Source organism: Paenarthrobacter sp. RAF54_2 (assembly GCF_052113945.1).
In the GTDB taxonomy this organism is placed as follows: domain Bacteria; phylum Actinomycetota; class Actinomycetes; order Actinomycetales; family Micrococcaceae; genus Arthrobacter.
In genome coordinates this window covers 34,833-50,777 of the sequence record NZ_JBFRDV010000007.1, presented here as the reverse complement: position 1 = coordinate 50,777, position 15,945 = coordinate 34,833, and the positions used below count along the sequence as shown (strand labels likewise).

The window sequence follows — 15,945 nt, the reverse complement described above, 5'->3', positions numbered from 1 at the left end:
TCGAGGCCACCCCACTGGTGGATCCCCCCTGTGTTGACTACGCGGATAAACCGCAAAGCCGAACGAGATAACGAGACTACAGGCGTTTCAGGGGGACTTCAAATTACAGTGCTTGCCCGGGACGTATAGCCTTGCATCATGAGTCACGCGCACCCCGAGAACTGGCCAGTACTGCTCGTCACCGGCGCCCTCGATCCCGAACTCCTCAAGGACTTCAGGACCCTCGCAGCGGCCGCTGAGGAATCCGACGGCAACCCTCCCCTGTCCGAACAGACACTGGTGATGCTGCGTGGCGCCGATGCCGGGGATCACTCTGTCTTGTCGCTTGCCCTTTACGCCCCGGACGAGGATTCAGATCCGGCCACTGGAGAAGATCTGGCGGGAATCGCCGTCGTCGTAGAAGCCCCCGGCCCGTCAGGAACAACGGGTGTCCTTGAACTGGCTGTCCACCCGAGCTACCGCAATCAGGGCGTGGCGGGCCGCCTGCTGGAGGCGCTGGAGGGCAAACGCGGTTTTGACGGGTTGAGCGCTTGGTCCCATGGCAACCATGAGGGCGCGGCGGAGCTGGCCACGCGCTTCGGCTACGGTCCTGTGCGGGAGCTGTGGAAAATGCGGCTGATGTCCTCCACGTCCGCACTGCCCGACGTCGGTCTTCCGAACGGAGTCTCACTGCGCACCTTCGTGCCGGGACAGGACGAGGAAGCCTGGCTTTCGGCCAACCGCGAGACATTCTCGCATCATCCCGAGCAGGGTTCGATGACACGGGCCGATCTTGAGGCCCGCAAGGCCGAAGATTGGTTTGATCCGGCAGGCTTCCTTCTGGCCGTCAATGATGAAGGCGAACTGCTGGGATACCACTGGACCAAGGTTCACCCACGCCAGGGACCGCATCCCGCCATCGGCGAGGTTTACGTGGTGGGTGTCACGCCCGAAGCGCAGGGCCTGGGCTTGGGCAAGGCACTCACCGTGGCCGGAATCAGGTATCTGCAGGACAAGGACCTGCACGCCGTCATGCTCTATGTCGATGCCGACAACAAGGCCGCCGTGTCCCTATATCAGAAGCTTGGCTTCGTCCGCTGGGACACCGATGTGATGTATGGACCTTTAACCAAGAATTAACCTCAGCATCCCGCTGCAAGGAAAGCCCGGGACTTCTTGGATTCGGGCACTGGAATTGCTTGTAATGTGGGAGGAAACCCCAGTCCTGAGCTTAGGAGAACCCCCATGCAGCCGGACCCCGTCGGCACCGCCGGATCCACTTCGAAGGGCGCCACACTGCCCCCACGCTTCGGATCATCGGAAGTCCCGGCTTCACGAGCCACCCAGGACCGCATTGACATCCCGGAATTTGCGCCGAGCCTGGAACCCGAAGGCGACATCTCGCCTGACCGTTTCCTGGATCGTGAGCTCAGCTGGCTGGCATTCAACTCCCGCGTTTTGGAGCTCGCAGAGGATCCGGACCTCTTCCTCCTGGAACGCGTGAATTTCCTGTCGATCTTTGCCTCCAACCTCGACGAATTCTTCATGGTCCGCGTTGCCGGTTTGAAGCGGCGCATCGCCACCGGACTTGCTGTTCCCTCCCCTGCGGGTCTGAGCCCCATCGAGGTGCTGGAGCAGATCGGCGAGGAGGCACACAAGCTACAGGAACGCCACGCGCGTGTCTTCGCCGAGCAGATCCGTCCTGCCTTGGCCTACGAGCACATCCACATCATGCATTGGAATGAATTGGATGAAGATGCCCGTCACCGCATCAGCATCATGTTCCAGGAGAAGGTCTTCCCGATCCTGACGCCCCTGGCCGTGGATCCCGCGCACCCCTTCCCCTACATTTCCGGCCTCTCGCTGAACCTTGCGGTGATTGTCAGCAACCCCATCAGCGACAAAGAACTCTTCGCCCGTGTGAAGGTTCCGGACCAGCTGCCGCGCCTGATCTCCGTTGATGGACCGCGCGCAGGTGCCATTCCTGGCCGCGTTGCCCGCTTCATCGCTTTGGAAGAAGTCATCGCAGTCCACCTGGACAAGCTCTTCCCCGGCATGGAAGTCCTTGAGCACCACACCTTCCGCGTCACCCGCAACGAGGACCTCGAGGTAGAAGAAGACGACGCCGAGAACCTCCTCCAGGCGTTGGAGAAGGAACTCCTGCGCCGCCGTTTCGGTCCTCCTGTGCGCCTCGAAGTCACCACGGACATCAACCCGAACATCAAGGCCCTGCTTATCCGGGAACTCGGCGTGGAAGAGTCCGAGGTTTACTCCGTACCCGCACCCCTGGACCTCCGTGGTCTCTCTGCGATCAGCGCCATTGACCGCCCCGATCTCCACTACCCCAAGCATGTTCCGCACACGTCCCGGTATCTCAACGAATCCGAAACGTCCAAGGCGGCCAACGTGTTTGCCGCCATGCGCCGCCGCGACATCCTGCTCCACCACCCGTACGACTCGTTCTCCACCTCGGTTCAGGCATTCCTGGAGCAAGCGGCGGCGGACCCCAAGGTCCAGGCCATCAAGCAGACCCTGTACAGGACGTCCGGTGACTCCCCGATCGTTGACGCCTTGATCGACGCCGCCGAGGCCGGCAAGCAGGTTCTGGCGCTGGTGGAGATCAAGGCTCGCTTTGATGAGCAGGCAAACATCTCCTGGGCGCGGAAGCTGGAACAGGCTGGCGTGCACGTTGTGTATGGCATTGTGGGCCTGAAGACCCACTGCAAGTTGTCCCTGGTGGTCCGGCAGGAAGTGGACGGCCTGCGCCGCTATTGCCACATCGGTACGGGCAACTACCACCCGCGGACGGCACGCTACTACGAGGACCTCGGCTTGCTCACCGCCAACGAGCAAGTGGGCGAAGACCTGTCCAAGCTGTTCAACCAGCTCTCCGGATACGCGCCGAAGTCCACGTTCAAACGCCTGCTCGTGGCGCCGCGCTCCGTACGTGCCGGCCTGATCGAAAGGATCGAAGCGGAGATCCGCAACGCCCGCGCCGGCGTTCCTGCCCGTGTCCAGATCAAGGTCAATTCCATGGTGGACGAAGCCATCATCGACGCCCTCTACCGCGCCTCACAGGCCGGCGTGAGGGTGGACGTGGTGGTCCGTGGGATCTGCTCCCTCCGGCCCGGCGTACCTGGCCTGAGCGAAAACATCACGGTCCGCTCCATCCTCGGCCGATTCCTGGAACACTCCCGCGTCTTTGCTTTTGCCAACGGTGGGGATCCCGTCGTGTACATCGGATCCGCAGACATGATGCACCGCAACCTGGACCGACGTGTTGAGGCACTCGTCCAGTTGGCCAGCAAGGAAGACACCGCAACCGTGGTGGACCTCATGAACCGTTACGTGGACGACGCAACCGCGAGTTGGCACTTGGACAACCAAGGTCACTGGACCAGGCACCACCTTGACGAGGAAGGAAAGCCCCTGCTGGACATGCAGTCCTGGCTCCTTGCTTCCCGGTCACGCCAGCGTGCAGCGGCCCGGCGGTAAGGGAACGAGTTGAAAAGCGATACCCCCGTGGCGGATCAGACGGACCACCCCGGTGAACGGGTGGCCGTTGTTGCGGCCGGTGCCATTCCTTGGCGGATTCAAAAGGGCGCCCTTGAGGTGCTCCTGATCCACAGGCCCCGCTACGACGATTGGTCCTGGCCCAAAGGAAAGCTCGACGACGGCGAAACAGTTCCGCAGTGTGCCGTCCGTGAAGTGCATGAAGAGATCGGCCTTAACAGTTCGCTCGGCGTGCCGTTGCCACCCATTCACTACCACGTCAGTGCTGGCCTGAAAGTTGTGCACTACTGGGCCATGCGGGTCAACGGCGAACAGCTTCGACCCGACGGCAAGGAAGTAGACAGCGTCATGTGGTGCAGCCCGGACAGGGCTGCATCCTTCCTCAGCAACCCCACGGATGTGGAGCCCCTCGAGTACCTCGAGAAGGCCCACATCCGGGGCGAACTCGATACGTGGCCGCTCGTACTGATCCGCCATGCAAAGGCAAAGCCCAGGTCCTCATGGACCAAGGCTGAAGGGGAACGTCCGCTGGCCGCCACCGGGCAACGCCAGGCCGCGGCCGTCCAGCGCCTGTTGGAAGTGTGGAAGCCGCAACGGATAGTTACCAGCCCGTGGACCCGATGCGTAGCAACCATTGCCCCCTACGCAAAGGCAAGCGGAGCGAAGGTAAAGCTGGTTGAAGCCCTCACTGAGCACAACCACAACCGGTCACCCAAGAAAACTGCCGCCACGGTGGAGGCCCTGTTCGATAAGCAGGTGCCAATCGCTCTTTGCACGCATCGCCCGGCGTTGCCCACCGTGTTGAACCAATTAGGCCAGCACATGTCCGCGGCTTTGCGGGGCTTGCTGCCAACGTCCGATCCGTTCCTTTCTCCGGGCGAGGTCATCGTCTGCCACGTGGCCCGTGGCTCTGAGCGGAAGATTGTGTCCGTGGAACAGGTCAAGCCTTTCGACGACTAGCCACACCGCACAGACGTCGCGCCGGGATCGGTGATGAGACACTCATCGATCTACTGAGGGCCCGCATGGTCGAAACCAGTAAGCTGGACTCGTGAGCATCCCCACCCCGTATGAAGACCTCCTGCGCGACGTCATGGCCAACGGCACGCACAAGTCGGACCGCACCGGAACCGGAACGCGAAGCGTCTTCGGCCGCCAATTGCGCTTCGACCTCAGCGAAAGCTTCCCGCTCATCACCACCAAGCGGGTCCACTTCAAATCCGTGGCAGTGGAGCTCCTGTGGTTCCTTCGCGGCGATTCGAACGTGAAGTGGATGCAGGACCAAGGCGTTTCCATCTGGGACGAATGGGCGGATGCGGACGGCGAACTCGGCCCCGTGTACGGTGTGCAGTGGCGCAGCTGGCCCACGCCCGACGGTGGGCACATCGACCAAATCTCCGAGCTCATGGCCAATCTGGCTGCCAACCCGGATTCCCGGCGACACATCGTCTCCGCCTGGAACGTGGCCGAGCTCAAGGACATGGCGCTGCCGCCCTGCCACGCGTTCTTTCAGTTCTACGTAGCCGACGGCAAGTTGTCCTGCCAGCTGTACCAGCGCTCTGCGGACACCTTCCTCGGGGTCCCCTTCAACATCGCCTCCTACGCTTTGCTGACATGCATGGTCGCACAACAATTGGGTCTTCAGCCCGGGGAGTTCGTCTGGACGGGCGGCGACGTCCATATTTACGACAACCACGTGGAGCAGGTCACCGAGCAGCTCGCCCGTGAACCGTACGAGTATCCGCAGCTGAAAATCCTGCGCAAGCCGGACTCCATCTTCGACTACACGCTGGATGACTTTGAAGTTGTTGGCTATCGGCACCACCCCACCATCAAGGCGCCGATCGCGGTATGAGCACTCCTCCATCCGACGCTCCTTCCCAGCTTCCCGGCGTCATCTTCACCCAGGAAACCGCGGCCAAAATGACCGGCATCGGCATGATCTGGGCCCAGACCACATCCGGTGTGATTGGCAAGGACGGCTCCATGCCGTGGCACCTCCCCGAGGACCTCAAGCACTTCAGCCAGCTGACCACGGGACACCCCGTCATCATGGGCCGCAAGACCTGGGAATCGTTCCCGGACAAGTACCGGCCTCTGCCCGGGCGCACCAACATTGTGGTGACCCGCCACCCGGAGTGGGCTTCTACGCCTGAGGCCGAGGGCGCCGTCGTGGTTTCCTCGCTGGACGCAGCCTTGCTGGAATCCCAGTTCGCACCCGGTGGCCAGAAGGTTTGGATCATCGGCGGCGGCCAGATTTTTGAACAGTCGATGGGGATTGCCAACGTTGCCGTCGTCACCATCATCGACGCCGACCTCGACGGCGATACGTTCGCGCCTGAACTCGGCGACGACTGGACCTTTGATACTGCCGCGCCCGCCGAGGGCTGGCTGACGGCCAAGAACGGCACACAATACCGGTTCACCACGTGGCGCCGGACGGAAAGCTAGGAACGCCTGCATGCTGAAGAAACCCGAAACATTGTTCGTGCTGGGATACATGCTGCTGCCGCTTTTCGCGCTGATCTCAGCCATTGTTGGACTGACAATGATTCTTGGCGGCAACCGCATCCTGGGCATCATTGTCTTGATCGTGGTCACGCAGGTCTTCACGTTCGGTGCGTTCTTTGCCTTGCGCAAGCGCAAAGCCGTCCTGCTGCAGGAGCCCGACGCCGGGAGCTAGGCTCTGCGTGCCGGCTTGCCTGCCGCTGTGGGCGAGTGCCGGCGTCGTGCATTGCTTGCGTGACGTAACCAACAGCGGCACTATGCTGCGAAAGTTTAGACTGGGTAAATGACTACAGCAGCTAATCCGTCCGTTGGACTGGTCGGTTGGCGTGGCATGGTCGGCTCCGTCCTGATGCAACGTATGCAGGACGAGAACGACTTCGCCAACATCAACCCGGTATTTTTCTCCACCTCGAACGCAGGAGGTGCCGCCCCTTCCTTTGCTGACGGGGCTGGCAAGCTCGAGGACGCGTTCGATATTGAGACGCTTGCCAAGCTGCCGATTATTGTTACCGCCCAAGGTGGCGACTACACCAAACAGGTTCACGGCGAACTTCGCAACCGCGGCTGGGACGGCCTCTGGATCGATGCTGCCTCCACCCTGCGCATGAACGATGACTCGATCATCGTGCTGGACCCCATCAACCGCGACGTCATCGACGCCGGCCTGTCCGGCGGCGTGAAGGACTACATCGGCGGCAACTGTACGGTTTCCTGCATGCTCATGGGCCTTGGCGGACTGTTCAAGAACAACCTGGTCGAATGGGGCACCTCCATGACGTACCAGGCTGCCTCCGGTGGCGGCGCCCGCCACATGCGCGAGCTCCTGAACCAGTTCGGCACCCTCAACAACGAGGTAAGCAGCGAACTGCAGGATCCGGCCTCGGCCATCCTGGAGATCGACCACAAGGTCCTCGCCGCTCAGCGCACCGGCGTTGACGCCACCCAGTTTGGCGTTCCGCTGGCCGGCTCACTGATTCCCTGGATCGACGCCGACCTCGGCAACGGCCAGTCCAAGGAAGAGTGGAAGGCTGGAGTGGAGACCAACAAGATCCTCGGAACGGGCAAAGGCACCGCGGGCAAGGATCACATCGCCATGGACGGCCTGTGCATCCGCATCGGCGCCATGCGTTCCCACTCCCAGGCCCTCACGCTCAAGCTGCGCGAAGACCTGTCCGTCACGGAGATCGAGAACCTCCTGGCCAAGGACAACGAGTGGGCCAAGGTTGTTCCGAACACCAAGGAAGCCTCCATGGCAGACCTGACTCCTGTGGCTGCCTCCGGCACCCTGGACATTCCCGTTGGCCGTATCCGCAAGCTCGAAATGGGCCCGGAGTACATCAGCGCCTTCACCGTTGGCGACCAGCTCCTCTGGGGTGCAGCTGAGCCGCTGCGCCGCATGCTGAACATCGTCACGGGCAAGCTCTAGGCCCTTTCCGGCGTCCCGTCCCTACCTCGTCTCCGCTATTTTGTCGTCAACCCGCTGTTCCGCTGCTGCCCAGCAACGGAACAGCGGGTTTTCTACGTTCTACCCGTAGGTCCAGCGCCTCCCTGAGCTTCCGGTCCACGTCCCAAGGCCGGCTGAGATCGTCCCATTCGATGCGGACCACTTTCCACCCCTGGGCCTGGAGTGCCTTCTCCCGCCTGCGCTCCTCGAAAATCACTTCCTCCGTTGGTGCGTACTCGAAGTACTTGGCACGGCCATCAAACTCCAGAATCACTTTCTGCTGCTCCCAACCGAAGTCTCCCCGATAGTTGCCCAATGGCGTCGCGACATCCAACTGCAACACGGCGCCCACTATCCCCAACTTATCCAGAAGCACCCGGGTGCGGGTCTCCCCGACGGATTCGGACCTTGCATCCATGAACTCCAGGACACGCCGCAGGCGGCGGGTGCCACGGGTGATCCTGCCGTTATCCAGATAATCCTGCATCTTCCGGGGGTCTGCGCCGAGGCGAAGGGCATGGTCGGCAATGACGACCGCCCGCTCAAAGTCCAACGTCCGTGCACAGTCCACCACCGTGCGCTCAAGACTCGTGGTCTGCGCCGGTCTCTGCCATGGTGTCTGCACCTGAGCAATCTCGTGGGGGAGAAGACATGCCGCGTGAGCTGCGACATCGCTTCCTGAACTTGCCTTGGCCGGTGAGAAGGGCGTCGTCACATGTACCAGCGGCCCGCCTTCCCAGTCCTGGCAACCGTGGAGGCGGGCAGCGCTTACGTGGCTGTAGATACTTCCACCCAGAGTGCTGCACTGGTGGGCCTGGATCCGCAGCAGGTCCTGTTCCCAAGGTTTGCTTCGGCGCCATTGATCCATGCGCACGTACGCACCCCGCCTCAACCTGAGGAGCTTTCGGTTCCGAACACCGGCCGTGAGGACGCGGTCACCAAGGCCGCCGCCAACGAGCTCGGGAGTCGAGGCCACTGGGGATTCCGGCCAGTGTGCAGTGATCAGGGCATCGAGTTTTCGTAGTTGCATGGGACTATCGTGGCCAACATCTGCGCCCCACTGGCAGGGCCGGGATACCGTTTGTGGACAACTTCGTTGCCGAGCCGCTTATTCGTTGTTGGCCAACCACTTAATAGCGGGTTAGCAACGGGCTAGGACAGCGTCGGGGCGTGGCCGGGCTGGGACAGGGCCGGGGCTGGGGGCAGGCCCGGTGTCAAGGCAGGGCCCGCCCTCAGCCCTCCATGAACTTCAGGTAAGCCCGACCCTGCGCTTGGAACGAACGCTCCGGGGCCGGGCCAAGCTGCCCTTCGAAGGGCTCAGGAACAACGCCCGGCGCCTTGCCGTTGCCGGTCCTGGCCCACGTGCCCACCACTTCTCCCCCTGCCACGATGATTCGTTTGAACACTCCGTTCCTGCCCGGCACCACCAATTCAGCATGCTCGGGCGCGAGGACGAGGCTCCGGTCCTGGTAACCGAGCAGGAACTCATCGAAGCCAGGAAGAGCCAGCAACGCCCGCGAGCCTGGGACGCCGTCGTCGAGCAGTGCTGCTGTTTCAGGCGAAAGCCAAAAGGTGCTACCGCCGAACGGCAGCTCCACCAACCGGTCCTGAACCGAGGCGAGGGCCTTGCGCGCTTCCGTGAGGGGCACTTGGCTCCACCAGGCAAAGTCCTTCACCGTGGCAGGTCCGTGGCTCCGGACGTAACGCAAGAGGAGCTCCTCGATGCCTTCCTCGCGATCAAGGTCCCTGGAATCCTTGATCCACTCGTCAAAGGGCACAAACAACTGTTGGACGCCCACCTTGCCGCGTGAACCTGCCATGGGACCCTGGACCAGCCACGCACGCTGGCACAGGCTCCCGAGCAGATGGATGCCACGCTGCGCCTTCGTCATCTGGCCGGCTTCCTCGAAGGCGTCAAAGAGCTGCTCGCGCGTGGCGCCGCGTCCGCCGTCGGCCGTCTTGAGGGACTCCAAAGTCTTGAGTGCGATATCCCGGCAATGGCTGATGTCCTCGGCGGTAATGCCAAGCTCCCGATGACGGCCTGCCACCATGTTCATGAGTCGCGGACTGGTGATTCGCAGGATCCAGCGAAGGTCCTCCGGTGCCAGAAGGTGCAGTGTTCCCCGCATTGGCCATGATCGGACGATGGTTCCGGCGTCAAGGGCTGCCCGGACGTCTGAAGCGGCAGATCCCGGAACTCGCTGCCCCACTGCCCATAACGCGGATCCGAGGTCCTGCGACTGCATGGCTGTCATCCACCGGACCGCTTCCGGCACCGAGGCAAAACCTCCATTGAGAAGTCCTTGGCTGGCGAGCCGCAGTCGGCCCATGACTCGTGGAGTGACAGCGGTTGAACGCGTATCGGGTGCAGGCATGCTCCATCCTAAAAGCGCCCCGGCGTAACAGGGAACCTTGCAACACCTCCCAGCAGCCTTCCAGCACAGTTTCCTAGGATGGGTTCATGCTCTTTGGTGATCTTGCTCCGCTTGTGCGGCCGCTCAGCCGATGGTTGGCTGCGGCCGGCTGGTGTTGCACCGTCGTCGGGCTTGGAACGGGACTCGTTGTGGCCGTTGGTACTGGAGTCAGCCTCACGCCTGCCATGCAAGTCATCCAGATGGCGGGTCTGGTGGCGACTGCCACTGCCGCCCTGCTCATCGGTACCGCAGCCGCCATCCAACCTGTGGCCGATCCCGGGGACGACGCCCCGGAACCCTGGTTCTACCCTGCGGCCGCAGCACAAGTACGCAGCTTCCTGCTGGGTGCCATCGTGATGCTCCTGGGCCTGGTGGGCTTCGCCATGGCAGGTCTCTTCATGCCTAGCGGCCCTTCACCCCAAAGCATCGCCTTCAGCCAGATCTTCTTGCTGGGATCGGTGAGTTGCGGGCTGACCTTCCTGCTGCTCAATAAAGTCCTGCCTATCGCGGTGCGAGGCACACGCTAGTCCCGCCGCGGCTCGCTGTGTCGCGCTAGAGGGAAACGCCGATCAGCAACGGTTCGGGGTGCAGCTCAATGCCGAAGCGATTCACGACGCCGGCACGCACTTCGCGCGCGATAGCCACCATGTCCGACGCCGACGCCGAGCCGCGGTTCGTGATCGCCAAGGTGTGCTTGGTGGACAAGGATGCCCTGCCACCGGAAACGCTGGTTTCATCGAGCCCGAATCCCTTACCGAATCCCGCGTGATCGATGAGCCAGGCAGCGGAAAGCTTTACCAATCCGTCCTCGCCAGCCGGGTACTTCGGCGCGTTCTCCGGCAAGGCTGCGGCACGTTCAGCCGGAATGATCGGGTTGGTGAAGAACGAGCCCGTGGAGTAAGTGTCGCGGTCTGCGGCGTCAAGGACCATGCCTTTGGACGCCCGGAGCCGGAGGACTTCCCGGCGGACATCGTTGGAGTAGGCACGTTTGCCCGCCTCCACGCCCAGCACGCGGGCGAGCTCACCGTACCTGATGGGGGCGCTCATTCGACCCAGCGGCAATTGGAATTCGACAGTCAGTACCACGTAGCGCGGAGAACCTTCCACAGTGGTCTGCTTCAGGATGGAATCGCGGTAGCCAAATTTGAGCTCTGAGTTGGTGAACGTCTGAACGGCATTGCGTTGCCGGTCCCAGGTCCGCACGGCGGCGATGGTCTGCGAAACATCCGCACCATACGCGCCCACGTTCTGCACCGGCGTGGCACCTGTGGCCCCCGGGATGCCGGACAGAGCCTCAAGGCCGGACCAAGCATGCAGGACCGAGTGCTCCACCAGTGCATCCCAATTATGGCCGGCCTGAACCACCACGGACACGCCGCCGCAACTGTCTTCCGAGTCCACAGTGAAGCCCTCGGACGCAATCTTCAGAACCGTGCCGGGGTAACCGTCGTCAGAGATCAGGAGGTTGGAACCGCCACCAATGATGAGGAGTTTCTCGCCCTCCGCGTCAGCCGACCGCACGGCGTCGATGATTTCAGCCTCGGTACGGGCCTCTACATAGTTTCCTGCGGGGCCGCCGACGGCAGCCGTGGTCAGGTGGGAAAGCAGCGTCTGGGTCACCCATCAAGCCTAACGGGGATTGAAGTGTTCACTTGGTTCAAGAGACCTTGACGACTGCTTGGGACTTCATGAGGACCTTCTGCCCGGCTGCCACAACGGTCAGGTCGATGCGCACGGTGCCGGCCTCGGCGTCGAGCGCTCCCACCACACCGGTGACATCGATAACTGCACCGGCCTCGTCCGTTCCGGTGGTGTCAGTGACCAGGACCGGCTTGGTGAAGCGAGTCTGGTAATCGACGACGGCGGCGGGGTCCCCTGCCCAGTCGCTCACAAGCTGCACTGCCGAGCCCATGGTGAACATGCCGTGGGCAATCACGCCGGGCAGCTCAACAGAGGTCGCAAAAGCTTCATTCCAGTGGATCGGGTTGAAGTCCCCCGAAGCACCGGCATACCTGACCAGGTCCTGGCGGGTGACCTCAATGCTACGGGTGCCGATTTCCTGGCCAACCGTCAGTTCTTCAAATTTCGGGCTCATGGTTACTGTCCCTCTCCGCGGACCAGGATGGACGAGGTGGTGGTGGCTACTTTCTCACGGTCATCGTTGCCGTCGAGGGCGAAAATCTCTGAGCGCGTTGTGATCATCGCGCCGCCGCCCATTGCCCGTACTCCATCAACATGCAGTTCAGCCACGAGGCGGTCCCCGGCCACAATGGCGCGGTGATGGGTAAAGCGCTGGTCCGCGTGGACCACGCGAGAGAAGTCGATGCCGGACTCGGGGTCCTCCACAAGCTGGGCGTMGGCGCGCTGGGCAACAATAATGGCAAACGTCGGCGGGGCTACGAGATCGCTGTGGCCCATGGCCCGTGCTGTCTCAACATCGAAGTGCGCAGGATTGCTGGCCTTCACGGCCTTCGCAAATTCGCGGATCTTCTCACGGCCGACGTCGTAAACCTCTGCGGCAGGGTAGCTTCGGCCCTGCAGGTCCGGATTGATACTCATGCTCCAACCCTATCGGGCCAGTGGACCCAGGGTGGTGTGACGACTACTTCTTGTAGCTCTTGCGGATCTTCTGGCCGCGGACTACGAGCCCTGTGACGTGAAGCAGCAGCCCGACGCCGATCACGGGCAGGGAGGCAATGGCCAATCCTTGGTTGCCGCTCGTGTTGCCGGCAATGGAAAGGATGAGCCCGACGGCGATGAGCCCCATGGCGCTGAAAACCAGCGTCTTGTAGGCGGTGGACGAGGTGGCCCAGAATTCGTTCAGCACCGTCCAAGTCTACCGGTGCGCGTTGCGGGGCCCGCTCTGCGCCCCAAACCCCACGAATCGCACGGACACGAGGCCACACAACGGGTTAGAACAACGAATCCTGGAGGGCGGGGATTTCCGTGACGTGGGGGCCGAACTCGATCTTTCGTCCCTTCAAAGCGCCAAGGTCTGCCACAAAGCTACCCTCCACCTCGTTGCCCTCGGCATCGGGGAGACCGGCCAAGGCGATGGCACCGGAAAGGGAGTGGATCCGCAAACCATGCCCTCCGCCGTCGAACGCTGCCGGGTAGGGGTGGCGCGAAGAACCGGAGGCGCGAACGGTGCAGAGCCGGTCAGCCAAGGCCGGCCGCTCCCACTCTTCCTCCACGAGGGCGAACCCGGTCATGGCAAGTCCGCCCAGCAAGCCGCGCACCTGTGCGGCATGCCGGCGATTGGTGGCAACAAGCTCGACGCCGGGACGCGGCTCAACGAGCGACGCCGCCTTGGCAGCGGAACGGACCTGCTGGACGAGCCCAAGCTCACGGGTCACAAGGTCCTCGAGCACCCGAACAACCCGACCGTCCTCGGCAAGGGCAACATAGGAAGCGTGCACGGCACCCTGCTCAGCCAGACGGTTCCACTTGCGGGGTGCCGAGGCAGTCCCGACCTTGGTGGCCCCGTTGGCGAACGTTGCAACGTAAAGCCAGTGTGGCTGCATGAGGTAAGCACGCAGGCCGGTGGGCACGGGGCCGCCACGGTGGAAGTCATGCATGAGCCGGGAATCGTCCCGCGCGAAGCAGGCTCCGCACTGCTTTCCACGCTCGGCTGGGGAACCGCTGCGGCAGGGAATATGGGTGCGGTCGCCCGGCCCGTGAACCTTGGTATGGCCAAGGCACCACACACCGGTCATGACGCGCAGGCCCAGGGTTGAACCCGGGGCCAACGCAACGTCAGTGAACTCCCCGTCCGGCCGCAGCAACCTCAACGCCGGTGAAGAAGAGTCCCAAGCTACGCCGTGGACGAGCATGGCTACAGGGAAGGCTGGACCCCGAAGGCAACTGCGAGCTTCATGATCTTCTCGGCGCGGCCAAGGCGCGGAAGGTCGGAGCCATCGCGGATAACCCGGCCGTTGGCTTCGAAGTCGCTCATGAAGTCGGTTGCCCAGGCAACGTCCGACGGGGTGGGGCTGATGACCTCGTTGATTACCGTGGTCTGGTCGATGGCCAGGCACAGCTTGCCGGTCATGCCCATGGTGACGGTGATGCCGGTCTGCTCGCGAAGAATGGGATGGTTGGTGCCGACTGTGGGGCCATCAATGGGGCCGGGCAGGTTGCCGACGCGGCTGGCAACGACGAGCTTGGCACGCGGGTACGCCATAGCCTCGGGGGTAGCGGCCATGCCGGTGTCGCGGCGGAAGTCACCGGAACCGAACGCCAGGCGGAACGCACCCTGGGCGCGGGCAATGTGGTTGGCTTCCTCGATGCCGAGGGCCGACTCAACCAGTGCGATCACGGGAGTCTTGCCGTCCATGCGGTGGTAGGACTCGGTGACCTGGTCCGCGGACTCGGTCTTGGCGAGCATCACGCCGAGCAGGCCCGGGGTGCCGCGGAGGCCGGCGAGGTCATCGGCCCAGAAAGGGCTGGTGGCGTCGTTGATGCGAACCCAGGCCTGACCACCGGACCTCAGCCAGTTCACGACATTCTCGCGGGCAGCATCCTTTTGGGAGGGGTCAACGGCGTCTTCAATGTCCAGGATGATGGCGTCTGCCCGTGAGACCGCGGATTCGTCGAAGAGTTCCGTCTTCATGGCGTTCACAAGGAGCCATGAGCGGGCGATATCGGCGGGAATATTGCGGGTAGGCCGAATGGATTCGGCGGCGATGCTAGACGTCATGTATCTACCGTATCCGGCAAGCGGCCCGCAGGGCGAAGAAATCCGCCCGGTTGTGAGGATCAATACGAACTAAAGCCCTTATGACTGTGCCCGCGCCCAGTATGACTGTCCGACGGCGGCACGCGCCATTCGCTTCTTCATGCGGCTCAATGCTGCGACTTTGTGTCCGTCGGTTGCATTTCATGGCTTCGCGTTGCGCCCGGTTGCCCGCTGTTTCACAGCATTTCCCGCCGTTTCCCGCCGTTTCCCACCATGACCGCGGAGCTTTCCACCGGCGGTGCAGATGGGCTTACATCGTTCCCAAGCCGCTGAACGTACGGCTCCCCCAACCGAACCACACTCACTCGAAAGTAGCTCCCATGAAACTGCACCTGCCCCTGCTGAGCGTCGCGGCCGCCGTCGTACTAGCGCTGACGGTGTCCGGCTGCGGCGGTGCAGCCGAAGCCGGACAAGCCAATCAACCCGGCAACGAGGTCAAGGAACTCCGCTACCAAGGCTCGGCCAACAATGTGACCTTCCCCGAGCTTGCTGCAGACCTCGGCTATCTGGGCGACCTGAAGCTGAACTGGGTGGGCAACACCACCAGCGGCCCCCAGGACATCCAGTCCGCGGCCACCAACCAGACGGACTTCGGCGGCGCATTCTCCGGTGCGGTGGTGAAGCTCATTGAAGCGGGCGCCCCCGTGAAGGCCGTGGTCAACTACTACGGCTCGGACGAGAAGACCTTCAACGGCTACTACGTGAAGGCGGACAGCTCCATCAAGGAACCCCGCGACCTGATCGGCAAGAAGATCGCGGTCAACACCCTGGGCGCACACCACGAAGCGGTCATCAATACGTACCTGACGCAGAACGGTCTCAGCCAGGACGAGATCAAGCAGGTCCAGCTCGTCCCGTTGGCGCCGAACGATACCGAGGAAGCCATCCGCCGCGGCCAAGTGGACGCCGGCACCCTTGGTGGAGTGCTGCAGGACAGGGCCATTGAGGCTGGCGGACTACGTTCGCTGTTCAGTGATGTGCAGTTGCTCGGCAACTTTGCAGGCGGCCAGATCGTGCTCCGGAACGACTTCATCGAAAAGAACCCGAACACCACCCGCACCTTCACCACCGGCGTTGCCAAAGCCATCAAATGGGCAGCAGAAACACCACGCGACGAAGTCATTGCCCGCTTCACCAAGATCATCGAAAACCGCGGACGCAATGAGAGCACAGCCAACCTGAAGTTCTGGAAGAGCCCTGGCGTTCCGGACAACGGTGTGATCAAGGACGAGGACTTTACCCGCTGGGAAGCGTGGCTGAACTCGGCCGGAATCGTGAAGGACAAGCTCACGCCGTCCAAGTACTACACCAACGAATTCAACGATCTCGCCGGCGCCAAGAAAGGATAG

The 15,945-nt window shown here is 62.6% G+C and carries 17 protein-coding genes; 9 read left to right on the top strand and 8 right to left on the bottom strand.

Going from position 1 to position 15,945, the window contains the following annotated elements; genetic code table 11:
• The first annotated feature begins 138 nt into the window (after window positions 1–138).
• The 7 genes from mshD to asd all read left to right on the top strand — a co-directional run bounded on the left by mshD (window position 139) and on the right by asd (window position 7,426).
• Window positions 139–1,119, top strand: a complete 981-nt coding sequence (gene mshD, locus AB4Y87_RS08980; RefSeq protein ID WP_442004038.1) for a mycothiol synthase — start codon at window positions 139–141, stop codon at window positions 1,117–1,119.
• Window positions 1,120–1,224: 105 nt separating this feature from the next.
• A complete protein-coding gene (locus AB4Y87_RS08975; RefSeq protein ID WP_442004037.1) occupies window positions 1,225–3,474 on the top strand; it encodes an RNA degradosome polyphosphate kinase in 2,250 nt (749 codons plus the stop codon).
• 9 nt (window positions 3,475–3,483) lie between these two features.
• Window positions 3,484–4,452, top strand: coding sequence for an NUDIX hydrolase (locus AB4Y87_RS08970; protein WP_442004036.1), 969 nt, complete (start codon window positions 3,484–3,486; stop codon window positions 4,450–4,452).
• 91 nt (window positions 4,453–4,543) lie between these two features.
• Entirely contained in the window at window positions 4,544–5,347 is an 804-nt protein-coding gene (locus AB4Y87_RS08965; RefSeq protein WP_442004035.1) for a thymidylate synthase, read from the top strand.
• Window positions 5,344–5,943: a dihydrofolate reductase gene (locus AB4Y87_RS08960; protein WP_442004034.1), complete on the top strand. Its 600-nt coding sequence runs from the start codon at window positions 5,344–5,346 to the stop codon at window positions 5,941–5,943. Before AB4Y87_RS08965 ends, AB4Y87_RS08960 begins: the two co-directional genes overlap by 4 nt.
• Window positions 5,944–5,953: 10 nt before the next feature.
• A complete protein-coding gene (locus AB4Y87_RS08955; RefSeq protein WP_442004033.1) occupies window positions 5,954–6,175 on the top strand; it encodes an NF038396 family protein in 222 nt (73 codons plus the stop codon).
• Window positions 6,176–6,283: 108 nt separating this feature from the next.
• Entirely contained in the window at window positions 6,284–7,426 is a 1,143-nt protein-coding gene (asd, locus tag AB4Y87_RS08950) for an aspartate-semialdehyde dehydrogenase (RefSeq protein WP_416416594.1), read from the top strand.
• 46 nt (window positions 7,427–7,472) lie between these two features.
• Here asd and AB4Y87_RS08945 read toward each other — a convergent pair whose 3' ends face one another.
• Together AB4Y87_RS08945 and AB4Y87_RS08940 are read right to left on the bottom strand one after the other, a co-directional pair.
• Complete coding sequence (locus AB4Y87_RS08945; protein ID WP_442004032.1) at window positions 7,473–8,474, bottom strand: DUF559 domain-containing protein; 1,002 nt, start codon at window positions 8,472–8,474, stop codon at window positions 7,473–7,475.
• A gap of 202 nt (window positions 8,475–8,676) precedes the next feature.
• A complete protein-coding gene (locus AB4Y87_RS08940) occupies window positions 8,677–9,819 on the bottom strand; it encodes a winged helix DNA-binding domain-containing protein (protein WP_442004031.1) in 1,143 nt (380 codons plus the stop codon).
• Window positions 9,820–9,905: 86 nt separating this feature from the next.
• On the opposite strand from AB4Y87_RS08940, the gene AB4Y87_RS08935 reads away from it, so the two are divergent.
• Window positions 9,906–10,385, top strand: coding sequence for a hypothetical protein (locus AB4Y87_RS08935; protein ID WP_442004030.1), 480 nt, complete (start codon window positions 9,906–9,908; stop codon window positions 10,383–10,385).
• 25 nt (window positions 10,386–10,410) lie between these two features.
• On the opposite strand, the gene AB4Y87_RS08930 is transcribed toward AB4Y87_RS08935, so the two are convergent.
• From AB4Y87_RS08930 to AB4Y87_RS08905, 6 genes are all read right to left on the bottom strand, one after another.
• Entirely contained in the window at window positions 10,411–11,478 is a 1,068-nt protein-coding gene (locus AB4Y87_RS08930) for a UDP-N-acetylmuramate dehydrogenase (protein ID WP_442004029.1), read from the bottom strand.
• A gap of 37 nt (window positions 11,479–11,515) precedes the next feature.
• On the bottom strand, window positions 11,516–11,953 hold the full coding sequence (locus tag AB4Y87_RS08925; protein ID WP_442004028.1) for a MaoC family dehydratase: 438 nt from the start codon (window positions 11,951–11,953) through the stop codon (window positions 11,516–11,518).
• A gap of 2 nt (window positions 11,954–11,955) precedes the next feature.
• On the bottom strand, window positions 11,956–12,417 hold the full coding sequence (locus AB4Y87_RS08920; protein ID WP_442004027.1) for an FAS1-like dehydratase domain-containing protein: 462 nt from the start codon (window positions 12,415–12,417) through the stop codon (window positions 11,956–11,958).
• A gap of 43 nt (window positions 12,418–12,460) precedes the next feature.
• Complete coding sequence (locus AB4Y87_RS08915; RefSeq protein WP_442004026.1) at window positions 12,461–12,685, bottom strand: DUF3188 domain-containing protein; 225 nt, start codon at window positions 12,683–12,685, stop codon at window positions 12,461–12,463.
• An 85-nt stretch (window positions 12,686–12,770) separates the two neighbouring features.
• Window positions 12,771–13,691 carry a DUF2797 domain-containing protein gene (locus AB4Y87_RS08910; protein ID WP_442004025.1) on the bottom strand — a complete coding sequence of 307 codons (921 nt, stop codon included), beginning with the start codon at window positions 13,689–13,691 and terminating at the stop codon, window positions 12,771–12,773.
• A gap of 2 nt (window positions 13,692–13,693) precedes the next feature.
• On the bottom strand, window positions 13,694–14,557 hold the full coding sequence (locus AB4Y87_RS08905; RefSeq protein WP_442004024.1) for an HpcH/HpaI aldolase/citrate lyase family protein: 864 nt from the start codon (window positions 14,555–14,557) through the stop codon (window positions 13,694–13,696).
• A gap of 359 nt (window positions 14,558–14,916) precedes the next feature.
• Between AB4Y87_RS08905 and AB4Y87_RS08900 the strand changes: the two genes are divergently transcribed.
• On the top strand, window positions 14,917–15,945 hold the full coding sequence (locus AB4Y87_RS08900; RefSeq protein WP_442004023.1) for an ABC transporter substrate-binding protein: 1,029 nt from the start codon (window positions 14,917–14,919) through the stop codon (window positions 15,943–15,945).